This window comes from Parabacteroides sp. PM6-13 (assembly GCF_029892605.1).
In the GTDB taxonomy this organism is placed as follows: Bacteria; Bacteroidota; Bacteroidia; order Bacteroidales; family Tannerellaceae; genus QVMG01.
In genome coordinates, this window is the sequence record NZ_JARXWF010000003.1 from 1 (window position 1) to 25,286 (window position 25,286).

General features: G+C 43.4%; 23 protein-coding genes and 1 pseudogene. 8 read left to right on the forward strand and 16 right to left on the reverse strand.

From position 1 onward, the window contains the following. Positions 1–308 precede the first annotated feature (308 nt). The 4 genes from M2134_RS03600 to M2134_RS03615 all read right to left on the reverse strand — a co-directional run bounded on the left by M2134_RS03600 (position 309) and on the right by M2134_RS03615 (position 3,805). Positions 309–1,055: a hypothetical protein gene (locus M2134_RS03600; protein ID WP_280749968.1), complete on the reverse strand. Its 747-nt coding sequence runs from the start codon at positions 1,053–1,055 to the stop codon at positions 309–311. Between the two features lie 403 nt (positions 1,056–1,458). Beyond that, a complete protein-coding gene (locus M2134_RS03605) occupies positions 1,459–2,031 on the reverse strand; it encodes an N-acetyltransferase (protein WP_280750161.1) in 573 nt (190 codons plus the stop codon). Positions 2,032–2,059: 28 nt separating this feature from the next. Continuing rightward, positions 2,060–2,836: a class I SAM-dependent methyltransferase gene (locus M2134_RS03610; protein WP_280749969.1), complete on the reverse strand. Its 777-nt coding sequence runs from the start codon at positions 2,834–2,836 to the stop codon at positions 2,060–2,062. A 222-nt stretch (positions 2,837–3,058) separates the two neighbouring features. Continuing rightward, complete coding sequence (locus M2134_RS03615; protein WP_280749970.1) at positions 3,059–3,805, reverse strand: DUF5131 family protein; 747 nt, start codon at positions 3,803–3,805, stop codon at positions 3,059–3,061. Between the two features lie 119 nt (positions 3,806–3,924). Between M2134_RS03615 and M2134_RS03620 the strand changes: the two genes are divergently transcribed. Then, positions 3,925–4,431 carry a GNAT family N-acetyltransferase gene (locus M2134_RS03620; RefSeq protein ID WP_280749971.1) on the forward strand — a complete coding sequence of 169 codons (507 nt, stop codon included), beginning with the start codon at positions 3,925–3,927 and terminating at the stop codon, positions 4,429–4,431. Here the strand turns inward: M2134_RS03620 and M2134_RS03625 are convergent. The 5 genes from M2134_RS03625 to M2134_RS03645 all read right to left on the reverse strand — a co-directional run bounded on the left by M2134_RS03625 (position 4,428) and on the right by M2134_RS03645 (position 9,509). After that, positions 4,428–5,252 carry a DUF2202 domain-containing protein gene (locus tag M2134_RS03625; protein WP_280749973.1) on the reverse strand — a complete coding sequence of 275 codons (825 nt, stop codon included), beginning with the start codon at positions 5,250–5,252 and terminating at the stop codon, positions 4,428–4,430. The genes M2134_RS03620 and M2134_RS03625 overlap by 4 nt on opposite strands. A gap of 135 nt (positions 5,253–5,387) precedes the next feature. Beyond that, a complete protein-coding gene (locus M2134_RS03630; protein ID WP_280749974.1) occupies positions 5,388–5,675 on the reverse strand; it encodes a hypothetical protein in 288 nt (95 codons plus the stop codon). 96 nt (positions 5,676–5,771) lie between these two features. Then, positions 5,772–8,225 (reverse strand): TonB-dependent receptor, encoded by a 2,454-nt coding sequence (locus M2134_RS03635; RefSeq protein ID WP_280749975.1) that lies wholly within the window; start codon positions 8,223–8,225, stop codon positions 5,772–5,774. A gap of 1 nt (position 8,226) precedes the next feature. Then, positions 8,227–9,009 (reverse strand): FecR domain-containing protein, encoded by a 783-nt coding sequence (locus M2134_RS03640; RefSeq protein WP_280749976.1) that lies wholly within the window; start codon positions 9,007–9,009, stop codon positions 8,227–8,229. Positions 9,010–9,011: 2 nt separating this feature from the next. Next, positions 9,012–9,509 carry a sigma-70 family RNA polymerase sigma factor gene (locus tag M2134_RS03645; protein ID WP_280749977.1) on the reverse strand — a complete coding sequence of 166 codons (498 nt, stop codon included), beginning with the start codon at positions 9,507–9,509 and terminating at the stop codon, positions 9,012–9,014. Positions 9,510–9,659: 150 nt separating this feature from the next. Here M2134_RS03645 and M2134_RS03650 point away from each other — a divergent pair, with 150 nt between their 5' ends. Further along, the gene (locus M2134_RS03650; protein ID WP_280749978.1) at positions 9,660–10,013 is read left to right on the forward strand and encodes a DUF1801 domain-containing protein; all 354 of its coding nucleotides are present in this window, start codon (positions 9,660–9,662) and stop codon (positions 10,011–10,013) included. Between the two features lie 18 nt (positions 10,014–10,031). Here the strand turns inward: M2134_RS03650 and M2134_RS03655 are convergent, their stop codons facing one another. Both M2134_RS03655 and M2134_RS03660 read right to left on the reverse strand, forming a co-directional pair. Continuing rightward, positions 10,032–12,164: a hypothetical protein gene (locus M2134_RS03655; RefSeq protein ID WP_280749979.1), complete on the reverse strand. Its 2,133-nt coding sequence runs from the start codon at positions 12,162–12,164 to the stop codon at positions 10,032–10,034. Beyond that, on the reverse strand, positions 12,118–13,212 hold the full coding sequence (locus M2134_RS03660) for a hypothetical protein (protein WP_280749980.1): 1,095 nt from the start codon (positions 13,210–13,212) through the stop codon (positions 12,118–12,120). Before M2134_RS03660 ends, M2134_RS03655 begins: the two co-directional genes overlap by 47 nt. Positions 13,213–13,429: 217 nt before the next feature. Here M2134_RS03660 and M2134_RS03665 point away from each other — a divergent pair, with 217 nt between their 5' ends. From M2134_RS03665 to M2134_RS03675, 3 genes are all read left to right on the forward strand, one after another. Then, on the forward strand, positions 13,430–13,996 hold the full coding sequence (locus M2134_RS03665; RefSeq protein WP_280749982.1) for a hypothetical protein: 567 nt from the start codon (positions 13,430–13,432) through the stop codon (positions 13,994–13,996). Positions 13,997–14,003: 7 nt separating this feature from the next. Further along, the gene (locus tag M2134_RS03670; RefSeq protein WP_280749983.1) at positions 14,004–14,957 is read left to right on the forward strand and encodes a hypothetical protein; all 954 of its coding nucleotides are present in this window, start codon (positions 14,004–14,006) and stop codon (positions 14,955–14,957) included. A 199-nt stretch (positions 14,958–15,156) separates the two neighbouring features. Then, positions 15,157–15,573: a DUF1810 domain-containing protein gene (locus M2134_RS03675; protein ID WP_280749984.1), complete on the forward strand. Its 417-nt coding sequence runs from the start codon at positions 15,157–15,159 to the stop codon at positions 15,571–15,573. A 143-nt stretch (positions 15,574–15,716) separates the two neighbouring features. Here M2134_RS03675 and M2134_RS03680 read toward each other — a convergent pair whose 3' ends face one another. The 5 genes and pseudogenes from M2134_RS03680 to M2134_RS03700 form a co-directional block, all read right to left on the reverse strand. Continuing rightward, a complete protein-coding gene (locus M2134_RS03680; RefSeq protein ID WP_280749985.1) occupies positions 15,717–17,396 on the reverse strand; it encodes a hypothetical protein in 1,680 nt (559 codons plus the stop codon). Between the two features lie 2 nt (positions 17,397–17,398). Next, entirely contained in the window at positions 17,399–17,761 is a 363-nt protein-coding gene (locus M2134_RS03685; protein WP_280749986.1) for a LytTR family transcriptional regulator DNA-binding domain-containing protein, read from the reverse strand. A 149-nt stretch (positions 17,762–17,910) separates the two neighbouring features. Beyond that, the gene (locus tag M2134_RS03690) at positions 17,911–19,212 is read right to left on the reverse strand and encodes an ElyC/SanA/YdcF family protein (RefSeq protein ID WP_280749987.1); all 1,302 of its coding nucleotides are present in this window, start codon (positions 19,210–19,212) and stop codon (positions 17,911–17,913) included. 48 nt (positions 19,213–19,260) lie between these two features. Next, positions 19,261–20,655: a glycosyl hydrolase family 28 protein gene (locus tag M2134_RS03695; RefSeq protein WP_280749988.1), complete on the reverse strand. Its 1,395-nt coding sequence runs from the start codon at positions 20,653–20,655 to the stop codon at positions 19,261–19,263. A gap of 58 nt (positions 20,656–20,713) precedes the next feature. Next, a pseudogene (locus M2134_RS03700) lies at positions 20,714–21,196 on the reverse strand (glycoside hydrolase family 127 protein); the annotation flags it as partial. 151 nt (positions 21,197–21,347) lie between these two features. Here M2134_RS03700 and M2134_RS03705 point away from each other — a divergent pair. From M2134_RS03705 to istB, 3 genes are all read left to right on the forward strand, one after another. Next, positions 21,348–22,442, forward strand: a complete 1,095-nt coding sequence (locus M2134_RS03705; protein ID WP_280749989.1) for a Fic family protein — start codon at positions 21,348–21,350, stop codon at positions 22,440–22,442. A gap of 495 nt (positions 22,443–22,937) precedes the next feature. Then, positions 22,938–24,494: an IS21 family transposase gene (gene istA / locus M2134_RS03710; RefSeq protein WP_280749990.1), complete on the forward strand. Its 1,557-nt coding sequence runs from the start codon at positions 22,938–22,940 to the stop codon at positions 24,492–24,494. A 32-nt stretch (positions 24,495–24,526) separates the two neighbouring features. Further along, complete coding sequence (istB, locus tag M2134_RS03715; RefSeq protein ID WP_280749991.1) at positions 24,527–25,258, forward strand: IS21-like element helper ATPase IstB; 732 nt, start codon at positions 24,527–24,529, stop codon at positions 25,256–25,258. The last annotated feature ends 28 nt before the right edge of the window (positions 25,259–25,286 follow it).

The following is a 25,286-nucleotide window of genomic DNA, read 5'->3' on the forward strand; positions in this document are numbered from 1 at the left end:
GAGGTTCATATTATTGTAATTTTACCGCTCGTCGGGACGGGTGGTCCCGCCCCTTGCCGCTAGGGCGCTCCCCGACCGATGAGTATTGATTTATTAAAAAAAGATGCTGACACAGTTTCTCGGACACGCCCGGAAATTTCTCGTTCCTTGTTCCCTGTTCCTTTCTCCTTTCTCCCTGTTGGTGATTTAGGAGTAGAAAGGTGAAAGTAGAAAGCCTCTTTCCTTGTTCCTTTCCACCCTCTTTCTCCTTTCTCCTTGTTCCTTTCTCCTCTTCGTCTTTCTCCTTTCTCCCTTCTCCTTGTTCCTTCTTAGAAGCCGTCTTCTTTAGGCATCTTCTGAAAAATGGATGCTGACCGGTCTTTCTCACTGCTGACTATCGCGGTGATTACTTCTTTTACATCGCTATATCCCTCCGGGTAATGATCGTCGAGGTCGAGGTCGGGGAAGGTGGTTCCATTGATCTCGAACTGGTTTTTCACCGGAAGTTGATCCACATCTTGCTGGGTAAGGGTCTTGCTGTACATCTGAATCGCTTCAAACATAGATCCGACCAGCATATAGGTAGAGCAGACTGCCAGCGTGATCGTATCGCCGGCAAGGAAGTCGCGGCTCAGGTACATCTTGCAGGTGAGTTTGTCTTCGCTGTTGAAGGCAAATACATTCGTGAGGTTGAGGTTGCCGTTGGCTATCACGACTTTGCCTGTGAAGTTGCTGTCGTTGATAGCTTCATAGAGGTAAGCGATTTGTGGGCGGTTGACATCGTAGTCTGATTTGACCTTGATGTAGTTCATGTAGTCGCCGTTGTGTTTTACAAACTGGTTGTTGGGCGAGCCTGCTTTGCCTTTTTCAAATCCGATATAGACAAGCGGATTGATTGCTTTGGCCAGCTTCACCGTTCCGGTAAAGCCTTGCCGTTGCTTTACTTGCAGCGGGGTGCGGCTGTTGTTTGTTGTCACTCGCTTGGAAGCAATTGTTTTCCCGTTTACATAACGATAGGTAATGTTGCCAAGGGATTTGCGGCCTTCGCCAATGGCGGTACTTTCGATTTGTGCCATGATGATCAGGTTTTAGTAAGTTAACAAATAAATAGGTCTATTATCGTAATAGTTTTCTTTTGGTTAAATCTTGGTCAAATCTTAACGTATCCCAAAGATAAATCTTTCCTGAATACGAAGCAAGAGCGAAGGCATACCGAAGGCATATCGAAGGCATGCCGGATGAGGTGTGTATTTGCAAGCCGGGGTTCGTAGTCGGTCTTGCTTTCTGATTCGGGGTGTTTCGGGCGGGGTTTCATTTTGTTAGTTGATATACGAAGGGGTTGGGCGGCGGGGTGACAAAATGTAAAGGGGCGGGTGGTAGGGACTTTAACATTAAATAACACAATCGGTCGTAAGAAGTAACTATTCAGCGACGGGCGCTGAATAGTTACTAAGTTAAATATGGTGAAGCGCCACAGCATTAGCGGTCTGACTCTTCATCGCGCCAGTGCTGGGGCTTGTTGAGCTCGTCGCAACAGCGGATCTTGCCTTTCACAGTCTCGAAGCCTTTCGGGCCGATTGCCTGAACCATCCAGTAGTCGCGGTATTCCTCGGCGATCGGGTAGGGGGCGGGATAGCCCAGTCGGGCGGCATCGGGGCGGAAACCATACTTCGGGTAGTACTCCGCGTGGCCTAAGACGAAGACGAGGGCTGAGTCTTTCTCGCGCAGCTTCTCGATGCCCGCTTCGATCAACATACCGCCTATGCCTTGCCGTTGGTATTCGGGCTTGACGGCGAGGGGGGCGAGTATGTGCATCATGGGCTGCGACTCCGGGTCGTCGAAATAGACGCGGGTGAACAGGATGTGGCCTACCGGTTCGCCCTGGTAAAGGGCTAACAGCGAGACAACCGGCTCGGCAGTAGGGTCGGCCAAGAGGTCGGCTACCAGTCGGGCCTCTTTGTCGTAGCCAAAGGCTTGCTTTTCGATCGCCATGATGTCGTCGAAGTCGTTCGTGTTTGTTTCTCTGATTTGGATGTCTTTTACTTGTTTCATCTCTTTTATACGTTTGTTGTGTAGTGAATTAAATCTTTTTCCCGATATAGAACACGTAACCGTAATAGGCTTTGTATTTGTTGTACAATACCTCCTCACGGCGTTGGTTGTATATGAGACTCTCAACTGTCTCGTTGCCGGGATACTTCTTCAGGAAATCGTCCTGTGCCTTGTGGCAGGGGGCGAAATAATGATCGGTCCAACAGGTTTCCGGAATGATAAAGGTGGCGACAGGGACGTAGCCCGCCTGTTGCATTTGGGCGACCTTGTTGGGGATGGTATCGATCTCCGGATAGCTCGACATCCAGAACTCGTTGATCTCATCGGGGCGCTCGTCGGTAAACCACGTGGCCTCCGACACGGCTATGTAGGCACCCGTTTTCAGGTATTGTCGCCATTCGTTCAGTCCGCGTTCGAAGCCGATGTTGTAGATCGCCCCTTCCGACCACAATAGGTCGAGCGATTCTTTTTCAAAGGGAAGGGGATCGGTCATGGAGCCGATGAGGCCTTTCATGCGGCTTTGCAGCCCGAGTCGTTCTGCGTTCCGGTTGAAGATCCGGATAAAGTCGGGGAAGAGGTCGAGTGCGGTGATCTTGCCGGGCACATACTGCGCCAGCGTCACCGTTTGCCCACCTGTTCCGCAGCCGATATCGGCAATGCAGGAATCGTCAGTCAGCTTGCCGATGAAGTCCAACGCTTTACGCGTTGTTTCGGGACTGCCCGGTCCCTGACGTTCTACTTGTGCGAAGTATTCGCAGATTAAACTAAAGTCGAAATCGTATACTGTTTTGTTTTCGTTATTCATGATTGTTACATATTATTATTATGACATAGGGACAGGGACGTAATACGCCTTCCGCAAGTCATAAGTTATTCTTGTATAGATGTGAAAATAACTCCGGCAAGAGCATGCCTGAGTATAGACTAAGGGATAAGCCCGACAGAACGCCAGAACTTATTTACTACACCAAATCCTTCTTTGTTGTTGTCATAGGGAGGCAAAGATACAATAATTTTCGGAAAATACTTATACGCTGTGATTTATTCCCGCCTTGCGAGCCTGTGCGTGTTGCAGGCGGCGGTTGATATTGTACAATTTGCCCTCCTTGATAAACTTGGCGCCGGTTTGTTTGAACCAGAATGCGACCTGCTGCGCAAGGCATAGGTCGTGCAGTTTCATCACCCAGTCGTAATCGCAGGGGCGGGCATTATACCCCGACTCGCCGCCGACCACCACCTGTTCGACCCACGAACCGATGGCGTACGCGCTGAGATCGATAGCCTCCAACAGCGGTTCGCAGATGATGATCTTGTGCATTATGGGTGCCTCTCTGTAGATTGGCAGGCGGTAGTCGGCACGGTCTTGGTTCTCGACCGTACAGCAGATGGTTACGTTCTCATAGCCCTTGCCCCAGTCGTCGGGCAAGGATAATATCAGGCGATCAATACGCTTGGTAATCATCATAAAGTGTAGATCCTTGCGCAGGCGCATCATTTGCCAGGCTTCCGCACGCCACTCGTCGGCCTCTTCCACAAAGAAATCGGAGGTGAAGCAGGTATAGACCATCGATCCCGGAGGAATCTTGTAGTCCCCATTGCGCTTCTTCTGGATAGGCAGATCGAAGTTCTTGGTCTTGCCGACAATACTGCTATCGACTCCCCGCTTCGCATCGCCCCGGTAGACGTAGCAATGCCGGCAACCCGCGCTCAGCTTGTGACAGCCGTGCCAGGGATTCCACATCTTGGACTTGGGATAGATGGCGTTGCGGGGCATACCTGTTTTATCTGAAGCAAAAGTACGTATTAAAAGAACTTCAACATAATTATGGGCCTGATGATTGATAATTTTCTGTATCTACCTTAAATACGCTACTTTTGTATTTTGACCATGGTATGACAGTCAAACAAATAAAAGAGAATAAGAAAGACTATCTGGAAGGAGAAAGGAGAAAGGAAAAAGGAGCAAGGAACAGAAAAGAAATCTCTTTCTCCCCTTCTCCTTTCTCCTTTCTCCTTGTTCCTTGCTCCCGTTATCTGGAGGAGGGTGATCTGTTTGCCCTGTATGATGAGGACCTGAAAGCAGTATGTGTCGTAGCTCACATAGACAATGATGTTTGCGAGTTGAAGAATATAGCCGTCTACCCGCAATTTCATAGACAGGGCTATGGAAGGGCGCTTATCTCGTATGTCTCAACGCTCTATACCGGATACAAAACGATGCTTGTCGGCACAGGAGAAACGCCTTCGATCCTTTCATTCTACAGGCAATGCGGGTTTGAGGTGTCCCACCGTATCAAGAACTTCTTTACGGATCATTACGACCATCCGATCGTTGAGGAAGGGGTTCGGTTGGTTGATATGGTTTATTTGAGGAAGAAGTTGGGGGGATCCGGTTTTTAGAGTGTGTTATAGTTAATTCCTGCCTTGTATTTGGAACCTTTTCTACTTTGTTGCTGATTCCCTTTTCCGCTATTGGTGTTTTTCTCCTGTTTGCCTTTCTGCTGATATTTATTGCCTTTCTCCGGTTGGGAGGTAATAATATCCTGATAGCTGATATCGTCTAATAACATCGGCATGTAGACTTCTCCTAATGCATTTATTTGACGAACAATAGATCGTAGATGATTCCTAGAACTTCTAAGTAGATTGGAAACAATGATTTTAATATTAGGATTTGAGATACTCTCTAAAATATGATTATACGTTATAATATTCTCTTCTTCCAACAAGGCAATCACTTTATAGGCGTTTACCAGGCTATTGCCTTCAGCTACTAATTCGTTATAACGGCTTTGCCTCTTTTCATCCGTAAAAACACCCGGAGAGCTTAAGGCCGGATAATCAATTTCATAGTAATCGAAAAGTTTTTCAAGCGTTGCGATATGTGTTGCTTCAGCCAGGCTGATGTTAATAAACGGCAGAGTAGCAGGATAAAGAGATGAAAATACTATGTTCAAATCGCGCGCCATTTTTTCATCTTCCCGTACCCCATACAAAAACTCAATTTCGTCAGCCGTCAATGGCGATGTGGCTTCTAAAACTCGACAGATATTCTCCACCACAAAAGAAGAGGTTCCTTCTGCCGACACTTTCAGAATACTTATAGTTTCCGAATTGCTAACTCCGGCATTATCATCGAAATCAGTATCACTGTTGCATGAGAACAATAGGAACGAGAATGCCAGATATGCCCATGTGAATAATTTGTTGTTCGTATTCATACCTTTTTATTGTTACTTGTTTAATGTTTTTATAAATAAACCGCATGGGATAGGAGATACCCCACTGGCTGGCTTAATAAAAAATGCCACCTTATATCAAAGTGGCATTTCAAGTTTTAAAAAACAGGTGTTCTGTTATTTTCGACCTTTCTTTTGACCGCTACCGTCTTTTTTCGGAATACCGGTTCCATCGCAATTTCCTGTACAAAGGCCTAATGCTACATTATCGCATATTCCGTCGTTGTTCGCATCAACAAAGTTAACGCACGGTTTATCCGTTTTTGATTGAATGCATACTCCGAAGATCTTTTCGATAGTTGTTTTTTGCTTCTGGTTTTTCCCTTTTTTGTCCCCGCTTTGTGCAGAGGCAACTCCCATTGACAGAACAATGGCCAACGCCGTCATAAACAGTCTTGTCTTCATTTTTTTCTCTTTTTGGATTAATAAATAGAATTATGTCTTTACATGCTGCATGCTTTACTAATCAACCGCATGAGCTACATTTTACCCTACTTGTTTTCAGAATAAAATTTCGATAAAGATCATAGGAGTGAAGGGAGTGGCTTTTGTATAGATGTTTGTAACTTCTTTCCGGTCGGAAAAAAGATAATTGTATTTCATGTTTTCATTATTCAATACATTCAGAATGGATGCACCCGCCTGCAACCGGAAGGAACGGAATTGATGATTATATCTAAGTCCGATGTCCAGCCTCTGGTAATTGCTTTCTGACTCCTGAATCGTATTGTTCCCCTGCAGAATGCCTTGTCCGTCTTTAAAAGCAGGAGAGAAGCCGGTGCCCCAAACATAATTGGCCGACAGGGTGATTTTTCTGATAGCGAATATGCCTCCCAGTTTGACTTCATGTCCGGTTTCCTTTTTTCGATCAGTGATATGACACAAAGAGTAAGAGCCAAACAGCGATACCCGATCGAATTCTTTTTTCAAAAACAGATCCATGCCTGTGATGTCCACATTTGTTTTATAGGGCTCGTTCGATAAACGCATAATATTTTTATTCTTTTTGTAATAGCCTTCGAGATTTACTAAGAATCCATTTTGGCTGTATGCTAAGCCGGCAAGCGTATGCATGGAGGACATGATGCTGTCCGGGTGTATCTTCCATACAAAATCGGTATACTTGTCGGTTTGTATCGGAGTGCGGGAAATATATTGGCGATACAACCCCCAGGAGGCTGTGGCCGTTATTGCTTCAGAAAAAGCGTATCTGCCGGAAAAGCGGGGTTGGATATAAAAAGTATTGTTTGCCAGGTCGGCCCGCACGCTTCCGTTCAGGGAGAATTTCCCCCAGGCGAAGTTGTCAGACAGATATAGAGCCGGCACTGTTAAGTTGTTTTTATTCTCATCTACCAGATCCTTATAGAAAAGAATTTCCCCGCCCAGTTTTATCTTCTGATGTGTCCCCCAATGAAAGGAATGATTCAGGTCTATCCGCATTTCTTCGATGCGGTTTTTTGTCGAAATAGTTATTTCCGGTTCGGATTGGTTTCCCTGACGTTTGGTAACATGGTCGTTTTGCGTATCCAACCGAGAATAGCTTACCGTGAAGCGAGAAGAGAAGGCATTTCGCCATACTTTATTATACATTGCGCTTCCGGCATATTGATGACTGTTTTGCGAAGCATTTAGGTCATAGGCGTCCTCTTTTGCAACCGAATAGTCAAAGTCATCATTTGAGGTGTAAAGCGATATCTGGTAACTATCGTTGCCGGAAGTGTTGCCTGCGTATTTTATGTTAATGTCATGGAATTGATAATCCGGAGATAGATAAATATCACTTATCGTTTCTTGAGGTTTGTTATTACCCTGTCCATTCCCGTTTCCGTTTCCATCTCCATCACCTTTTCCTTTGCCATCACCTTCCTCATTACTATTTTTGCCATACGGATTTAATTCTTCCACATCATACAGGTTATAGAACGTTTGCCGGTAAGATGCCATTAAGACAGAGCGTTTAGACACAGGAACAGAGGCAAAGACATTCGCCGTAAGATTACTTACGGTCGCTTTGACAGTCGGTTTATTCCGATTGCCATCGATCCCTATGATTTCGGCGATTCCGCCAATTCGGTTTCCGGACGAAGCGTCATACCCACCTTTCAACAAGCGGATCTCTTTTACCATGAATGGATTGATAAAGCTGATGTGGTCGCTAAAACTCTTTAAGCCGAAAAGAGTGAATCCGTCGAATGTTATTTTGCTCTCACCGTTATTGCTTCCCCACACAATCAAATCGTCGGACGGCTCCCCCGATGCTCTTACGCCCGGCATCATGCGCAAAAGGTTGAACACGGAATTATCGCCGCTTCCCGGCATTTGTCCGGCAACCGCATAGTTCAATCGCATCTCTCCCGATGTTTTGCCCGATTGCATCATCATGGCAGTTGAAGAGGGTGATACGGTTATCTCCGGTATCATCATCAGGCGGGGAGTGGTATGCAGTGCGTGATGTCCCGCCGAAAGGATGGTGTCTATACTGTTGTATCCCAGATAGTAGGTTCGTATCCTGGTAGAACTCTCATGGCTTTTTAAGGAGAAAAAACCCTTTTCGTCTGTGATAATTGTCCCGTTACCGGTTTGGATATGGGCATACGCCAGCTTTTCGCCATTCGTATCATCAGCTATGACGCCCGACAGGATATATTCTTTTTTTGGAGGAGAGGGTTGTTTCTGTGTTTCTTCCGGATAAATAACATATACATTCCCTGTTTTCTTGTACACCAAAGGTTTATCTTTCAATAGATAAATCATGGCGTCGTCCATGGTTTCGAACACTTTCGTTTCTGTAATCCGGTATATCGAAACAGCTTTACTGTCGAACGAAATCTCTACGCCCAGGTTCTGAAGGACCTTATCCAAAGACTCGTCGATTGCATTGATTTTTATCTCCTGCGCATACATCACAGGATACACACACAACAATACAAAAACAATATACAAAGATCTATTCAAGTCATTTTCTTATTTTAAGTTCTATGCCAAAAGGTTCTTGTATGATTTGCAAAGCCTCTTCCGGATGATCCGGCTTGGTGAAGTTTCCGCTGTAAATATAATCCATATTTTCCGGAACGATGATTTTTATATCGTATTGCCGTTCGATTTCCTGAACAACGTGTATCAAGGGCTCTTCGCGGAAGATAAACCGATTGTTTGTCCAGCCTATCTTTTGCATGATTTCTTCGTTATTGACCGCCTGCAACACACCTTCTTTAAAAACTGTTTGCATACCCTCGGTCAACACCACCGATTGATTGTCTGAATCAACTTTTACTTTTCCCGACAGGCAAGCCACCTCGTATCGTGCCGAACGGGTAAAGACATTGAAACTGGTTCCTAACACAGTCACGATTCCGCGCGAAGCGTGTACCTTAAATTCTTTTCCTTTTTCTACCTGGAAATAGGCTTCTCCAACTAAACACACCTCTCTCGATAGGCGCCACCAAAGAGGTTTGTAGGTCAGTTTGCTTTCTGCATTTATGGTCGCTTGCGAACCATCAGGAAACGTCAGGGCAAAATGCTCTCCTTTCGGAACCACCACTTCTTTGCTATACAGGAAAGCAACCGAAGGAAGTAGGATCAAAAGAATGGCTGCAATGCTCGCATAGCGAAACAACGAGCGTTTATAGAAAGGTACTCTATTATCCTTTTCGTCTTCCAATCCCGCAAATTTCTCCGCCCAGATCTCTTCTTTCGACCGGCTCCAGGTAGGTTGTATTTTTATCTTTTCTATATTCATAATTATAAAAGTTTCGTTTTTAGAAATTGCAAGGCACCTGTGATTCGCTTTTCCACAGCCTTTACGCTGATGCCTAACCTGTCGGATATTTCGTGGTATTTCAACTCCTCATTCCGGCTCATTAGAAAGGCTTCGCGTTGCAATTCGCCCATTTCACTTAAGGCAGATGAATACACGGCTTTCAATTCCTCAAACTGCAACATCTCCTGAGGCGACAAAGGCTCAATACCTGTTCCAACCATATCTTTGGCATAGTCGAGTCGGGTTGCACTTTTCCTATAATCGCTTATCACCATATCATTGGCAATCTTATAGAGAAGAGCCTTGATGTTCTTCGTGTCAAACACATCTCTCTTCTCCCAGACACGCATAAATACATCCTGTGCGATATCGGATGCGACATCTTCATCCGCACATCTGTAATAGATATAATTACGGATAGGGTCAAAATACAGATCAAATATGTCTTTAAACTCCGGCTTTGTCAATGTATTCTTCAATTACAATTTATATATATACCGTATAAACAAAAAGATACCCTACTAAGAAACGGCGTAAAGATCCGAAAGTTTTTTGATTTGAAGACAAAAGCACTCAATGGGAGTGAAGTATTTATTAGATTTGTAACCGTACCTAAAAAAAACAAAAATATGAAGGACGAAACAGTTGCCAAAGATATAGATACTTATATCGCCGCTTCTCCCGAAGAACACCACGCGCGTCTGAATGAAATGAGAGAGCTGATTCTGCAAACGGTTCCTCAGCTTCAGGAAACCATCAGCTGGGGAATGCCTACATTCAAACTGCGAGGCAAGAATCTAGCACATTTCGCTACGCATAAACACCACTTAGGCTTCTATCCGGGAGAAGAGCCCATCGTTGTGTTCAAGGAGCAATTGACAGCGTATAAGACCTCGAAAGGAGCAGTGCAACTGCCTTGGAATAAATCGCTTCCCAAAGAGTTGATTCGGGATATGTTATTGTGGCAGGCGAAACATATTTAGAAGCTGTAGAAATAGTCTTTAAAGCTTTTTCGACCTTTTTTTGCTCAACCAATCTTTACGTGTGTCGCAAACAGCTTGACGATACAGATAAAAATCGGCCGTGCGGTACTCTTTTCGCAACTGCTTGGCTACATCGCGCTCCGGCGAATGAGGCTGCCAACCGGCATTGAGAAAGATATTCAACCATTTGTAGTTAAACTCTCTGTCAGTCGTGTAAGTAAAAGCCTTGACCGTGAGTTGTTGCGCCTTTTTCTGAAGACGGGAGATCCACACCTGATAGTCCTTCGGTTCTCCACTACCTTGCACATATTGGGTTAAAGCCCAACAGTCGCAGGTAGCACGCAGCAATCCCAATGCATAACGGAAGGTGGCTTCGGCCTTTAGGTGAGGCGATTGTGCGGTATACATCACTTGTTGCAGATCGTTCATCTGTGTGGCGAAGCGTAACTTATAGTGCATGGGCGATGAAACTTTTTTTCGTGCATATAACGGTTCGGCAAAGGGCTCATAGTAAAAGCTGTCATATATATTGAGTGTAGTGTCATAAGCGGCATGGTGTTCGGCCAATAAGCTGGCGGCTTTATCGAACGACTCTTCGCGCATATATTTCGTGGCGAGAATCTCTTTGAGGTAATCGGGATTCTTGTAGCAGTGTGTTGCACAGAAACGTTGAAAAGCATTTTCTCCCCCTTTTTCGAGCACCTGTATATAACCAGCTACTCCCTGGGTAGAGAGCGTATCCATCATCTCGAATATATCGGTGCGGAAATCGGGGTTCCAAGGGTTGCCCCAAGCATCTTTCTCTTCAAGTTTTTTTCGATAATCTACGAGGGTGCGATAGCGTTCGCTTACCATCCCGGCCAACAATAACGCCTCTACCTCTTTGTCTTTTTGCAGATAGCGGGGAATCATTACCGTCAAAGCAATCCGACGCAATGCATCGTTATAATAGTAATGACCCCAGTTTGCAAACATATCCCAGTCGTCATATCTTTCGATAATGGCGGGGGTGATGTTTGCCCGAATACGCTTGTCGAGCCATGTCAACTGCCCCGTAATGGCGTTGTCGAAAGCCTTATCGTACGTTCCGGTGAGTGCCTGGAGGTAGATTTGAAAAATGCGAACGTAGTCGTGTGTAGCTTTACTACCTTTAGCTTGGATAGCCTGGTTGATATAATATAAAGAGGCATAGTTATCCCCTTGCTGATGGGCGCTGTAGGCAAGTAGTTGCCACCACATGGCGGGCTGCTCGACACGAGAATCATGGATCGCCTGCATAGCCAGTTCCGTCCAGGCTGCCCGTTCCTTGGGACTACAGCTATCGCTTTTTATGAGGTGGCGATTCGCCTCTTCAATAATCCATTGTGTGTTGGGCGTTTGACGCAACAGGAAGTGAGCTTTCTCCAGTGGAGTATCCTCAATATTCAGTTGCCGAATACATGTCCAAAACTCCTCTCCAAACCGATAGATATTGCCATAGTGTGTCATGGCTGCATGCCAATTTTCCGCACGGTATTCAACACCTGCCAGATATTCCTCCGCCATCTCTCGGACTGCAGAGGGAGGAAGCTGTTTGAACTGTTCATGCCACAACCGCCGACAGAGCGTATAATCTTCCATCGTTACGGCTGCCCGTACGGCCTGCAACAGGTAGCGCGCTTTCAATCGACTGCCTTTATATGCTAATGCCTCTTCGAGGATCTCCCGCATATCCTGATAATCCAGTTCCTCTTTGGTGGGATACCACCAGGGATCAAATCGTTTGAATCGTTCTCGTTCGCATTTCTTGGCCAACAACAGAAAACGGATCGCTTCTTTATCGTTCTGTTTTCTAAGGTAGGCGACAAAATCGTTGAAACGCATCCAGTCAGGCAAGTTTCTTTGTTCAATCAGTAATAGCTCTTCGTAGGTGTACTGATACACCACTTGTCGGATATCTTCGAGAGCTATGTCCCGCTGCCCGGTATAGGTCTGCCAGTCGCGCAGGTTGGCTTCCGTTTGCTCTTTCAGTTCTTTTTCTAAACTCCAATCAAATCGGAAAAGGGGCAAATCCTCAGCCGACTCCGTGTACATACGGAATGGTCCGCAGGCAAATGCCGGAACACTACTGAACAACAACAGGAGAGTAATTATAGATACGCTTGATTTCATCGGGTGTATAATTTGACAGTTGGGTAGAATCGAGGTGATAAAGAAGTACACTATGCCGGTCTAATTGCGGCTCTATCAGTGCCTGACTGGCCATGATTTCTTGCATCTCCGCTTTCTCGAAGCGGATCTCCATACCCGTCGAAAGCCATTGTTCTTCTTGTTCAAAGTCGGTGGTGACGATGTAGAGATTATCTTTCTTCTGTTGCAGATTCGGATGATCGGGCGAGAGTCCGCGTAATAGAAACCGAAACGCTTTGTTTTCGAAACAGACAGCCCAGGAGAAAGCAGGATAACCCACGTCCAGGGGCAATGTATAATCCTTCAATCGGTGGGCATACGGTGCCACATCGCGTGCCGATAGAATAGAGTTGACAGTTAAATAATCGCGCACACTTCCGGTATTATAACACATCAATATACCGTGATCGGCAGGTGGCACAGGCATATTGAGCTGATGCAGCCGAATCGTAACGGAGAGGCGGATACGTTCTTTGATGAGCAAATCGCGCAGTTTCTCCAAAAACATAAAATAGGGTTGCTCGGTTCCTTTTGTCCAATCGCAATCGATCTGTATCTCGCGGATAGGCCCTATGTCATGGGTTTCCGACATCGTCCGGATACGCTGAAGCAGTAGCTCCGGCAGTGTATCGACAAACCGGGCATGGGTAAATAGTTTATGTTCGAGAAAGACTGTCGGGATTATCTCCACCCCACGAGGAATCGGATCGATAAAGCGGAGCGTAGCGTTGGGCACGGCATCGTTATTCTCGTCTACTACATCAAAATAGCGCAGATAAAGCCGCTTGATATTGTGATCGGCCAGGAAGAGGCTGTCAGATTCCGCAAAACGAAAGGTGGTTTTCCAATAATAGATCGCGTTATCGCCCCGAACTGGTGTTGAGGTTTCCATGGGGTGAGTCTCTTTCTCTTTCGGCTGCTCCTTCTTTTTTGATGCTGTTTGTTCCTTTTGGCAACCAACCAAAGCGAGTGTCATAAGCAGCGAAAAGAGAAGAGTATTGCGCCACAAAAAATAGTTTATGTGTGTCATTCTGCGAGCCTTTTATGTTATGTTGGACTTTCTACAAAGATACCCACCCGGCAGGGGTAGAAAGACTATAAATATCCCGGATTGTATGAAATAGCCGCCTTGCTGTATGAAATGATCCACCAACGCATCTTTCCTACAATCCTATTGATTATCTGTTTGTTTTGTTCTATTTTTGCGAATAAGAGTAGTTTCGATTTATATAATGAATATAGGTGTGATGAAAGAAAAAGGAGAAAATATACTGATGTTTCTTGCCTATGCCTTTGCGATTTTTACGGGTTTAATTCTATTGGTGGGATTAGCCCATTGGATTTATGCAAATTGGGGAAGTGCTTTAACGATTATCGGCATTGTAATGTGCCTTGTCTTAAGCCTAATACTCTTCTATTTTATTGCGTGGATAAAGGAAAAAGTAAGTGATTATAAGAAATTCAAGCGAGGTGAGTTTCCGCCTGTATATATTGACATTAATAGAATTGACAAACTTTTTCTTCCAGATCCACGCTCCCAGATTTCATTAGAAGAGCGTTATAAATCTGCTTTTTCATTTGGAATAAGAGTTCCCCGAAAATACCTGAGCAATTTAACCGTAAAAGGGGATATGCCCCTGATCTGTATGGAAGAGATTCTAAAAATGAAGAATCTTTCCCGCTTAGACTTAAGTAGAGTCCGATTTATGGACACACCGGACAAAGGCCTGTTAGAACAGATTTTTTGCAAATTAGAAAAGCTGGAGGTGCTTATACCTCCTCCTTTTGAATATTGGGTAGAAAACTATAAATAATCCTTTTATGAATATCGATTTATTACATCAATTATGCACTCTTCATTCCACTTCCGCAGCAGAGGAAGATGTGTTTGCTTGTATGAAACAATGCTTTGAGAATAATGGTTTTGATGTAGTTTCAAACAATTATTATGTTGCGGGGAGAAAGCATTTGTCGGATGACTTTCCCACTCTTCTGCTGACCGCTCATGCCGATTCACCGGGATGGGCTATTGCGGATTCAAAGGCGATACATGATGAGGTGTTTCTATCCTATCGTGTCAGGAGTATCGGAGATATATCTTCTTGGCTTGATGCGGCGGTTGTTCTCAAGACAGGTGATATGAAAATAGAGGGGCGATTGTCGAATGGATGTTTTCTTGTGAAGCCCGAGGAGTTGAAAGGGGGGACAATCCGGAAAGATGACCGGATCTGTTTCTGCCCAAAATTCCAGCTAAAAGAGAACATCCTGGAGGCCACCTTTTTAGATAACCGAATCGGTTGCTTTTTGTTAGCGAAGATAGCGGAGGCGTTTTCCGAGTGGGAGATGAAATATAATCTGGTTTTAGCTGTTTCTTCTTCAGAAGAGACAACAGGTGACGGTGCAGATAAATTAGCGGAGGATGTGAAGGCAGATGTTGTCGTTGTACTTGATACTACCTACGAAGAAAAAAATGTGCGGTTGGGGAATGGCGCTGTTTTAACTCTGAAAGATGATGGTATTCAGTTGGATGATAAGATAGCGACAAAGCTCATTGACTTAATCACCGGGAATGGAATAAAATTGCAAACAGAAAAGACGTATGGCTATACCGATACGATCTCGTTTATAGAGAGTCCGAACGATGCTCTTATCATCTCGTTATTGATAGCCCAGAAGAATAATCATTCATTCTTTGAGCAGATTGACACCAGAGATATCGACTCCTATTTTGACGCACTTAAAACACTCTGTTGTACTGATTTTTCCTGTTTTTAAGCATCTTATTTGTGGTTGTTTTGAATTTATTATCAAATTAGCACAGCACAACTTGTTTACTTGCAATGTGAGAAAAAAAGGACGACTACAACGAACAAATATTACATCAAATTGTTATAAAATCAAGATTTCTTGATATCATTTTTGAGTGATTATTCTAATTTTTATTCTTTTTGTTTAATCATTAAATTCCTGCATCATGTCTTACAACTTACATCGATATATCACTGCACAAGAGGCCGTTTACGAACAAGTAAAACAAGAATTGCTCGCAGGTTATAAACACAGCCATTGGATGTGGTATATTTTTCCACAGATTAAAGGTTTAGGACGTTCCTCAACTTCTGTCTATTATGCTATTGAATCATTGGATGAGGCAAAGAATTATCTGGAACATCCCGTATTGGGAAGTCGCTTGGAGGAGTGTTGCCAAATACTTTTGGAATTAGAGGATAAATCGGCAGAAAGTATATTTGGAGGGATTGATGCTAAAAAACTGAAATCATCAATGACATTATTTGCCTTAGTATCCGAAAAGGAGATTTTCCGAGAAGTTCTTCAGAAGTATTTTGGAGGGAAAGAAGATGTTAGAACAAAAAAAATAGTTTCAAAATAGGCATTTACTAATAACATAAACCGTTTAGATATATACTAAAAAGACTGAACTGTCAACCGGAAATAGAAAAAGACAGAGAAGCTTTATTCGTTACATTTTCTTTTCAAGGAGGACACGAGGCATTATCTCGGATATCTGGTGTTTCATCTTTCATTCCAATAAATCATTGAAGCTTCTTGATGTACTATTACTTCGCCATTGATCCATTCAAACTCGTCAACAGTCGCATCTTTATAAATTGTTAATTCCAAATTACAATCCAAGCACCCCCACATTCCGGCATGACATATATAGATGTAATTATCATGTTCAAACCGATAATGAGTATATAAACCGCTTCCTCCAATGATTTGCACTCCATTAGTCAAAATTAGATCAGGTTTATCACTTATCGAACGACCTTTTTCCCATGAAGCATACCGATATACATTATTGTTTTCGGACGCTTCAATACAATCAATCCGTACCATATATGTGTCGGTTTCAACCAAGCAGACTGGAGAAATAAACGTCTTTAGACTCTCATGCAAATCATTTCTCTCGTCTTCAATCAACTTGTTCCTGATCGTTTTCTCGCGATTTGATGTGTGTTGTATTAAACAAATATCATAATCTTCATAAAAGCAATTAAATGTTATCAATGGCATATGGTAAGAACCGGTTTCTTCATTTATCACAGCACCACGCCAACTAACAAAGATGTTTTCAAGATCGGCATTACTGATTTTATCAATCAATACTGGACAAAACACTTCATCAAATCGCTCAATGAATTCTTTCTCATTTTTTATCGGAGGTATGGGGTAAGTTCTTTCAAGAGGATATGAGATGATGTGACTCAACCCCTCTTTATCTTTTCTTTTTGTCATTTCGACAATATGCTTTGCTCTCTCATTAATTCTCTTATAGTCAAAAACATTATCTTCTTCGGCATGTCTTCTCCACACAATATAACTGGCCTCTTCCGGGAGGTTGGGGTCTTCGATTCCAAATTCCTGACGGATATTGTTTTCATCCATCCACCAACCAAAGGAATGGCTGCCCACCAGGTAGATGGCGTTGGTAACCTGTAGGTCTACTAAGGCTTGTGCGAAGTCGTGGAAGGATTCTGCGCTTAGGCTTTCGATCATCATAATCTCACCGTTCCGGTCGCATAGGGAGCGGCGGATGGATTTGTTCTTGGGGTTGTTCTCTACCAATCGACCGTTATCGACCAACGGGTATTGGCGGAAGAAATACCCTTCTTTCTCCGTGGCACGTTCGAAGAGTGGTGAATTATCAGCTACACCGATGGTGATTTGATTGTCAATAATGGCACAATACCCTTTTTTTGATAATCCCCAAGCAAGAGGTTTGCCCTTTAAGACAAAGGCGCCTACAATCTTGTGGTTATCCCGGCGAATATCTGCCGCCTGTGCCGCGTAGATAATCGAGGGGTCCTGTTTGTCCAGAGGCCCCACATGCAGTGTCATCTCTGCGCGGTGCGGGATATAGATGCGCAAAGGGATATCGTTAATCAAGGTATCAATCGTTTGGATATACCCTGTGGTGAGGGTGTCAATGGGTAATTCCAATGGAGTGATCTCAGGTTGCACAGGTGCGGAAGCCTCCACCTCCGGTTCAAAAAAACTCTCCGCTTCTTCTTTACTCTCCGCTTTTTTTGTCGACAACAGGTAAGCAACGAGCAGCCCGCCCAAGATTAGCACTAAAACGATAACAGCCAATAGCCAACCTTTCGATCGATATCGAGAAGTTGAGCGCATAGAGATGTTTTTTCCTCCGATCACGCGTATTTCATTGTCCTTAATATCTTCTTGTTTCATAGTCATTTCTCCTCTTTTTCGATAAATTCCTTCAATTGTTTCAACGCTTCGCGCGAGGCCGATAGCGTATAGTTGATCGTTTGGGCATCCGACAATACAATCTTTTGTTTGGCGATATGAATGTAATGTATGTATTGGCGGTTGATAATCAAAGACTTCCCGATGCGTATAAAGAAATAGCTCTCGTTACCCAGTTGGCTGGCAATCATCTTTTCTATCTGTCCCAGTTGATACGAGAGCAATTTCGACTCTCCATCCGCCTGAATTAGGTTCGAATAGTTTCCATCCGATGAGATGTAAACGATCCGTTCGGGCAGAATGCGTACCAGGTCGTTCGAGGTCGATATGATAAAATGCTTTTTCATGGTGTATTTTACAGTATACAAATATAAGCGGATTACCTTGTTTTTTTATTCTCACCCGCATGAGAATTTTTTCTCACGCGGGTGAGAATTTTTTTATAGGCTCAAAACAGGTTACTTGATATGTAGCCTTCCGGTTCGAGCAAACGCTCTTATTTGAAGAATGTGATCCAATTTGTTGCGCAAGGTTGGATTGTGTGGTGTATTTCAACCGGCTTGTTTTTTTCATTCCGATACCAGGAATAATTCCAGCCTGTTCCCATATCAAGATAAAGCGCTTCTATTGCTCCTGCTTTTTTTAAGCTATTAATGAAATTGTCAAACCGAACCATGCCTTTTGAATCGGCAATGGCCAGGCGATTTCCAATCATACACAAAGCTCTGAACTCATTTATATCTGAAGCAGGGCGAGTGTATGGAACTTTTTCGCCTTCATGAATTAACATCTCCTGTGCAAAACCACATCCACCGGCTTTTGCAGCCTTGTTAAACTCTGCGGAGTAATTTTTATATAAGAACTTGGGGCCTCCGTTATAATATACAAAAGCGCCCGTATTACGGGTACATGAGTATCCCTTTTCTCTTTTCCCCTCACTCACATGGTCACCGGCAATGTTTTCATGCTTGAATTTATACTGCATGGCTCCGGTGAATGCCGCTGCGGCAAACATGATGACGGTTTTTTCGGATTTTGCAGGCCTTACTCCGCAACGCAGATCTATATGTCGGTAGTTGGGGTAGTAAATGGTCAGATTACAGGTATCAACTATTTCGACAGGATTCGGTGTTTTGGATTGTGGAAATGCATCCTCCTTCTCTTGAAATACCGGCTTTTGGGCAGTGAGGATATCTATAAACATCTTGACACGTGCCAAACATTCTCGTAGTCCGTTTTTGAGGCGACTTTGTTTTACGGGTGATGGAGCTGCGTTGATGGCTACGGCATGAATCCCATTGTTCTCGGCAAGCCATATGGCTCTTTCGTTATGATATTTTTGAGAAATAAGTATGAGGCTGTCCAGACCATATACCTCTTTGGCTTTAACGATGGAATATAGCGTTCGCGTTCCTTCATAATCAAGGATGATCCTTCCTTTCGGGACACCTCTGGCTACCAGTGAATCGAGAATTGCCTTTGGCTCATCGCATCCGTTCTTCTGTGTGATAGAATAATCGCCTCCGCTTGCAATGATATAATCCACCTTTCCCGCCTTGTATAACTCATCGGCGGTCTGGATGCGGTAATCGAAATAATAATTGTGCGCGCCGGCAGGCGTTATCGGTGATGTTGCCAACAGTAAACCGGCCTTATGAGCGGGTATCTCTTCAACCGTATCATAATTCTTCCCCGAAGCATTCCACGACACAAGGAGATAGCATCCCGTAATAACCAACCCCATAATAGCCAAAATGACTACGGTAGCCCTTAAAAATATTTTTGATTTGACTGTCATAGGGGGCTTGTTAACGTTTTACGATAAGCTGTCTGTTTTTCACTATGATCATTTCACCGTAACCCCCTCGATGAACTCATTTGTGGTGAAATAATTGATATCGTCTATTCTTTTCCCGTTGATGATGATATTCTCGAAAAGGATATTTTTTACCTTACGGTCTTTATCATAGCCTTTTAGGATAGGCGGATTTTCGCCTATGCCATTATAAGTTATATTTCGGAATGTGACATCTTCGATGCCTCGCCCGGGAGCATGATCGTACTTATCATTGAAACGCACATTCACATTAATAAGACGCCCTTCCTGAATACTCTCCACGCGGATGTCTTCAAAAAGGACACGTCGCACCAGGTTGCGGTCGCCAACATCAATCGTCATAGCTCCCTGGTATGGAATATCGTCCTCATCGTGTTCTAAGATATCGATATTTTGGAAGGTGATATCTTCCAAGGTATCGCCCGGCTCACGCTCGTAGTCTCCATGCCCACCGATATTGATCGGATGAGCTATATCGGCCCATAGGGTAGAATTCTTTACTGTTATGTTTTTTACATCGCCGTAATAACTCCAACGATGTGCATAAAGGGCTATACAATCATCGCTATTGCGCATAAAGACATTATCGATTTCTACATTCCGGCAACTCATCAGGTCTAATCCGTCACTCCATCCTTTACAGCTAAAACTCTTTAGGTTACGAATAGTCAGTCCGTCGGCTTCACCGCCAAAGACCGTATAATGATCGGGATTGATGACTGTGATACCCTCAATCAATACGTTTTTTGAATGGGTTACTTCCACACCACGAATCGGTTGATCCAGTATGCCTCGGCCAATAATACGCACATTCTCCGCTTTATCTACCAATAATTTGGCTCTTACCACCGCTCCGGGCGCCAGATAAACCGTCGTATTCGATGGGATACGAATCTGATTATTGGGTTGGTCTTTCGGCGTATGTACTCCGGGACCCATATAGATCACACCCTTCTCACTTTTCGTATAAGTTTCCGTTTCCAGCGGATTGGCGAAAAGATGCAGGTTATGCAAACGGTCACCATTGAACTCAATGGATAAGTACGCTGGTTTCTCTAAGGTAAAGAGAATCGTATTTTGATGAACCGTATGCTTAATCCCTTTAGAATAGGGACGAATGGCTACCTCTCCGATCAATCCGTTATTCTTTTTTACCATTACTTCTACAGGAGTTCCCATATCGAATTGCACCATAGAAGCATTCTGCACATTATCCATATCAACCCGTACGTTATATTCAAACAGATCTTGCCATTCCCCTCCGGGAATGCGTACACGCACGGTATAGTCGTCATTGTGACGACTATACAATAGTTCGCGAGGAACAGGATGAATTACCAAATCTCCGGCTAATATATAACCACTTATCAATAAAGAGAAAAATAGGAATAAGGAGCGTTTCATATGCATATCATTTATATTGAAATACGAATATAAGAAGTTATTTACCTAAAAGCGTAAATTACTTAATCAGATTCCAATAGACCACATAACGTTGATGGTGGATTCTATGGATAGGCTCCAGGCGAATCTGCTCGTTGATGGCTTGGAACACCAATGGTTTATCGGTCGTTTGAATATAGTCAGACAAACGCTTCTTATCTATTTTTAGTCCTGTCTTTAGGGTTGCCGGCACCCGATAGTCATAGGTGTAATAATCATTATGTAGTTCCGGATCAGAGAAAGGAGCGGGAGACTGCATACCCTCCATTCCCATCGCACCCGCCAACACCAACGGACCATAGGTGATGGCAAAAACATCCGGATTGTCATTGGCTTCCGCTACTTGCAGTGTCATCGGGAAGGTTATTTCAACCCTATCGCCCTCTCTCCATGTTCTATTCAATACGATATAGCTGGATGGCTTTTGTTTTACAGCGACTCTCTTTCCATTGATCTTTACCGATACCTGTTGAGCCCAGGAGGGATAGCGCAAACGCAGGGCGTATTTTACAGGCTTTAAAGGTACTTTTCTTTGATTCCATAATAAACTCTTTTATTGGTTTTCTTTGCAAAATATGCGAAGATAATTTGTGGTGCGGAGAAAAAGGAGTATATTTGTCGCAATAACTGCGTAGAATAAAACTGTAAACTTTATGTATATATATCAGACTAAGGATTGGCCGAATTTCACATGGGATAATGGCAAACTGCTTATATTGTTAGCTAATGTAAGACATTTGCAGGGTCGTTTATTGGGACAAATGGAAAGTTTAGGGTTTAAATTAAAAGAAGAAGCCGTACTTTCTACGTTGACTTTGGATGTTCTGAAATCAACTGAAATAGAAGGAGAAATCCTGAATAAAGACCAAGTGCGTTCGTCTATTGCCCGTAAATTAGGCTTGGATGTATCCGGCCTGGTCGATTCGCCCAGAAATGTGGATGGTGTTGTAGAAATGATGCTTGATGCCACGCAGAACTATATGCGACCGATAACCACTGAAAGGCTATTGGGTTGGCATGCCGCACTTTTCCCGACCGGTTTTAGTGGTATGTGTAAAATAGAGGTCGGCAAGTATCGGAGTGGTGATATGCAAGTCGTTTCCGGAGCAATGGGCAAAGAGAAAGTTCATTATGAAGCTCCTAAACCGGATCAGGTGGAAGCCGAAATGAGTTTATTCTTGAAATGGTTTAATGATACATCATCAGAGATAGACCCTGTACTGAAAGCTGCAATCGCACATTTCTGGTTTGTTATTATTCACCCATTCGATGATGGGAATGGTCGTATTGCGCGTATTATAACAGACCTTCAACTTGCTCGAAGCGATGGAAGTTCACAGCGTTTCTACAGTATGTCAAACCAGATACTTGTTGAGCGTAAGAAATACTACGAAGTATTGGAAAAGGTTCAGCATGGAACAAGCGATATAAGTGAATGGCTTGTCTGGTTTCTTTCCTGTCTTGAAAATGCGCTAATAAACAGTGGTGATGTATTGGAGTCCGTTCTAACAAAAGCCAAGTTTTGGGAAAAGCATAGCCAAACGCCGCTTAATGATCGGCAACGGTTAATGCTTAACAAATTGTTAGATGGATTTGATGGAAAACTAACGTCTTCCAAATGGGCTAAAATAACGAAATGCTCGCAAGATACAGCTATCCGCGATATACAAGATCTCATTAATAAGAAAATTTTGCAAAAAGAAATACAAGGAGGTAGAAGTACAAATTATGAATTGATTGTAACATAGGTGCTTCCCCATTTTTCAACATCTTGTGCTTTCTTAGTAGAAAGTTCACATTAAAGGTACTTTTCTTTAATCCCATGATAAACTCCTTTCGTGGTTACAAAATTACTATTAAGAGTTCATTTATGAGCTATGTAAAATCCTGAAATACAGTGAATAAGAATCCAAAAAGTGGGACTTTTTGTGAGAATTATAAAGTCCCACGAATTAGCCTTTTTTGATTGCGTTTTAATGGGATTTTTTGCTGGGGTAGGTAAAAAGAAAAAGTCCTGTATTCTATTGAATATCAGGATTTTTCTTTGATTTTCTAAATCTATTAGCGGTGGAAAATCCACTCCCCATTGACCCCTGTTCGCCAATCAAAACTGATCCCCTTCGCCAATCGAAATTGACCCCGTTTGCCAATTGAAATTGATCCCCTTCAATCGAGTCATTTGTTAGTTGTTATTGAGCCTTCTTAAAGCTGTTACTTTAAACAGATTTTAAGAAAACAGGATTATGGCCAATAAACAAATTAGTATGCAAAAGATTCGCCAAGTGCTACGTTGTTATGCACAAGGAAAAGGGACTAAAGCAATGAGTAGTATGCTCAGTATGTCCCGCAACACGATTAAAAAGTATCTTCAAAAGTTCCAGACATTAGAATTGAGTTATGAACAGGCACTGGAACTGAGTGACAGTGAACTGGCAGAACTGTTCCAGGAGAAGCCGTCAGAGGAGATTGTCTCCAAGCGTCAACAGGATTTAGAGAAACTGCTTCCCTCTTACTGTAAACGCCTTAAACGTAAAGGGGTTACTCGTGAGATGTTACACGCAGAATACCTCGCACTTTACCCTGACGGCTACGCCCGTTCGCGCTTTAATAGTTACATTCAACGTTATGAACAGCGTTCGCGTCCCATCATGCATTTGGAGCATAAAGCGGGCGATAAGGTTTTTATCGATTTTGCGGGCAAGAAACTATCTATAGTGGACAGTTCTACGGGTGAAATCAACGAAGTCGAGGTTTTTGTAGCCATTCTCCCTTGTAGTCAGCTCACTTACGTAGAAGCGGTCCATAGCCAAAAGAAAGAAGATCTGATTACAGCCTGTGAACATGCTTTTTTCTTTTTTGAAGGTGTTCCTCAAGCCATTGTGCCGGATAACCTCAAGGCAGCCGTAACCAAGAGCAGTAAGTATGAAGCTATCATCAATGATGACTTCGCATCTTTCGCCGAACATTACGATTGTACAGTAATCCCCACCCGAGCTTACAAGCCACGCGATAAAGCACTGGTAGAAGGAGCGGTAAAACTCATTTATCGTAGTATCTATACTCGACTTGAAGACCGGGTGTTCCATGATCTGACTACATTAAACGCGGCTATACGTGTCGCATTGGAAGTGCATAATAATACACCATTCTCCGGTCGTGATTATAGTCGTCGTGAACAATTTGAGGAGATAGAGCGGATGTATCTTAGCGGGCTAAACCCTATTCGTTATGAGCTCAAAAAACAATCTCAAGTAACAGTTATGAAGAATGGGCATATCCGTTTAAGTGAAGATGCGCATTACTATAGCGTGCCCAGTAAATACATAGGCAAGAAGGTTAAATTGCTCTATACATCTTTTCTTGTGGAAGTTTATTATAAATACGAAAAGATTGCCGAGCATCCCCGTGATCTCTCTCGTTACCGATATACAACCCATGTGGACCACCTGGCATCTCATCACAGGTTCCAAACCGATTGGAGTGCGGAGAAGTTTATCCAGGAAGCTGCTGTTATCCATCCTGATGTAGCAACATACATAGGTAAAGTCATAGAATCTAAAGCGCATCCGGAGCAGGCTTACAAGTCTTGTAGTGGGATATTAAGCTTCGTTCGTCGTGTTGGAGCCAAGCGGTTAATTAATGCCTGTCGTTGGGCTGAAAGCTATGGTTTATATAACTATCCGGCTATAGAAAGAATACTTAGTAATCGTCAGGATGAACTGCCGTTGGAGAATGAAGCAGATATAAACAAAGATCTCCCTTCTCATGAGAATATCCGGGGGAAAGAGTATTACCGGTAAGAAGAAAACAACAATACAAAAGAACAGAAGAAATGGAAATGAATAAAGAAACGCTTGATAAGATGACTCAAATGCGTCTTCAGGGAATGTATTATGCTTTTAAAACCTCGCTGGAATCGTTACACAAAGAAAGCATGACCATTGATCAGTTTGTATCATGGCTTATTATCTCAGAGTGGGATGACCGTCGTAATCGCAACATTCAGCGGGCTCTCCGGCAAGCTTCCTTTCGTCATAAAGCCTCGGTGGAAGAAATAGACTTCTCCATAGAACGGGGATTAGACCGTAACCAGGTTCAGCGATTAGCTGAGCTTGGTTTTGTGGCAGAGCATAAAGACCTGTTTATAACCGGAAGTACAGGAACTGGAAAGAGTTACCTGGCTTCGGCTCTGGGACATCAGGCCTGTTTAAAAGGATATAAGGTGCTATACTCTAATACTTCCCGGTTAATGGGAGCACTTAAGGCGGCAAAAGCTAAAGGAACGATATTGACCGATCTGAGGAAAATAGAAAGAATGGATCTGTTGATATTAGATGACTTTGGATTACACCCTTTTGATGCAACAGCCAGAATGAACCTCTTGGATGTAATAGAAGACCGGTATGGAAAGAAGTCGACTATCATTACATCACAAATACCCGTAGGAGATTGGCATGATATGATTGGTGACAAAACAGTCGCTGATGCTATACTGGACCGCATTGTTCATCAGGCGATCAGAGTAGAACTTTACGGAGAATCGCTCAGAAAAAAGAAAATCTAAAAAGAAATGATTATTTTTGTGAAATTAA

Coding starts and splice junctions, on each gene's coding strand:
- M2134_RS03600 (WP_280749968.1), bottom strand. CDS start 1,055: ATGGCACAAATCGAAAGTACCGCCATTGGCGAAGGCCGCAAATCCCTT.
- M2134_RS03605 (WP_280750161.1), bottom strand. CDS start 2,031: ATGAAACAAGTAAAAGACATCCAAATCAGAGAAACAAACACGAACGAC.
- M2134_RS03610 (WP_280749969.1), bottom strand. CDS start 2,836: ATGAATAACGAAAACAAAACAGTATACGATTTCGACTTTAGTTTAATC.
- M2134_RS03615 (WP_280749970.1), bottom strand. CDS start 3,805: ATGCCCCGCAACGCCATCTATCCCAAGTCCAAGATGTGGAATCCCTGG.
- M2134_RS03620 (WP_280749971.1), top strand. CDS start 3,925: ATGACAGTCAAACAAATAAAAGAGAATAAGAAAGACTATCTGGAAGGA.
- M2134_RS03625 (WP_280749973.1), bottom strand. CDS start 5,252: ATGAATACGAACAACAAATTATTCACATGGGCATATCTGGCATTCTCG.
- M2134_RS03630 (WP_280749974.1), bottom strand. CDS start 5,675: ATGAAGACAAGACTGTTTATGACGGCGTTGGCCATTGTTCTGTCAATG.
- M2134_RS03640 (WP_280749976.1), bottom strand. CDS start 9,009: ATGAATATAGAAAAGATAAAAATACAACCTACCTGGAGCCGGTCGAAA.
- M2134_RS03650 (WP_280749978.1), top strand. CDS start 9,660: ATGAAGGACGAAACAGTTGCCAAAGATATAGATACTTATATCGCCGCT.
- M2134_RS03655 (WP_280749979.1), bottom strand. CDS start 12,164: ATGAAATCAAGCGTATCTATAATTACTCTCCTGTTGTTGTTCAGTAGT.
- M2134_RS03660 (WP_280749980.1), bottom strand. CDS start 13,212: ATGACACACATAAACTATTTTTTGTGGCGCAATACTCTTCTCTTTTCG.
- M2134_RS03665 (WP_280749982.1), top strand. CDS start 13,430: ATGAAAGAAAAAGGAGAAAATATACTGATGTTTCTTGCCTATGCCTTT.
- M2134_RS03670 (WP_280749983.1), top strand. CDS start 14,004: ATGAATATCGATTTATTACATCAATTATGCACTCTTCATTCCACTTCC.
- M2134_RS03675 (WP_280749984.1), top strand. CDS start 15,157: ATGTCTTACAACTTACATCGATATATCACTGCACAAGAGGCCGTTTAC.
- M2134_RS03680 (WP_280749985.1), bottom strand. CDS start 17,396: ATGAAACAAGAAGATATTAAGGACAATGAAATACGCGTGATCGGAGGA.
- M2134_RS03685 (WP_280749986.1), bottom strand. CDS start 17,761: ATGAAAAAGCATTTTATCATATCGACCTCGAACGACCTGGTACGCATT.
- M2134_RS03690 (WP_280749987.1), bottom strand. CDS start 19,212: ATGACAGTCAAATCAAAAATATTTTTAAGGGCTACCGTAGTCATTTTG.
- M2134_RS03695 (WP_280749988.1), bottom strand. CDS start 20,655: ATGAAACGCTCCTTATTCCTATTTTTCTCTTTATTGATAAGTGGTTAT.
- M2134_RS03705 (WP_280749989.1), top strand. CDS start 21,348: ATGTATATATATCAGACTAAGGATTGGCCGAATTTCACATGGGATAAT.
- istA (WP_280749990.1), top strand. CDS start 22,938: ATGGCCAATAAACAAATTAGTATGCAAAAGATTCGCCAAGTGCTACGT.
- istB (WP_280749991.1), top strand. CDS start 24,527: ATGGAAATGAATAAAGAAACGCTTGATAAGATGACTCAAATGCGTCTT.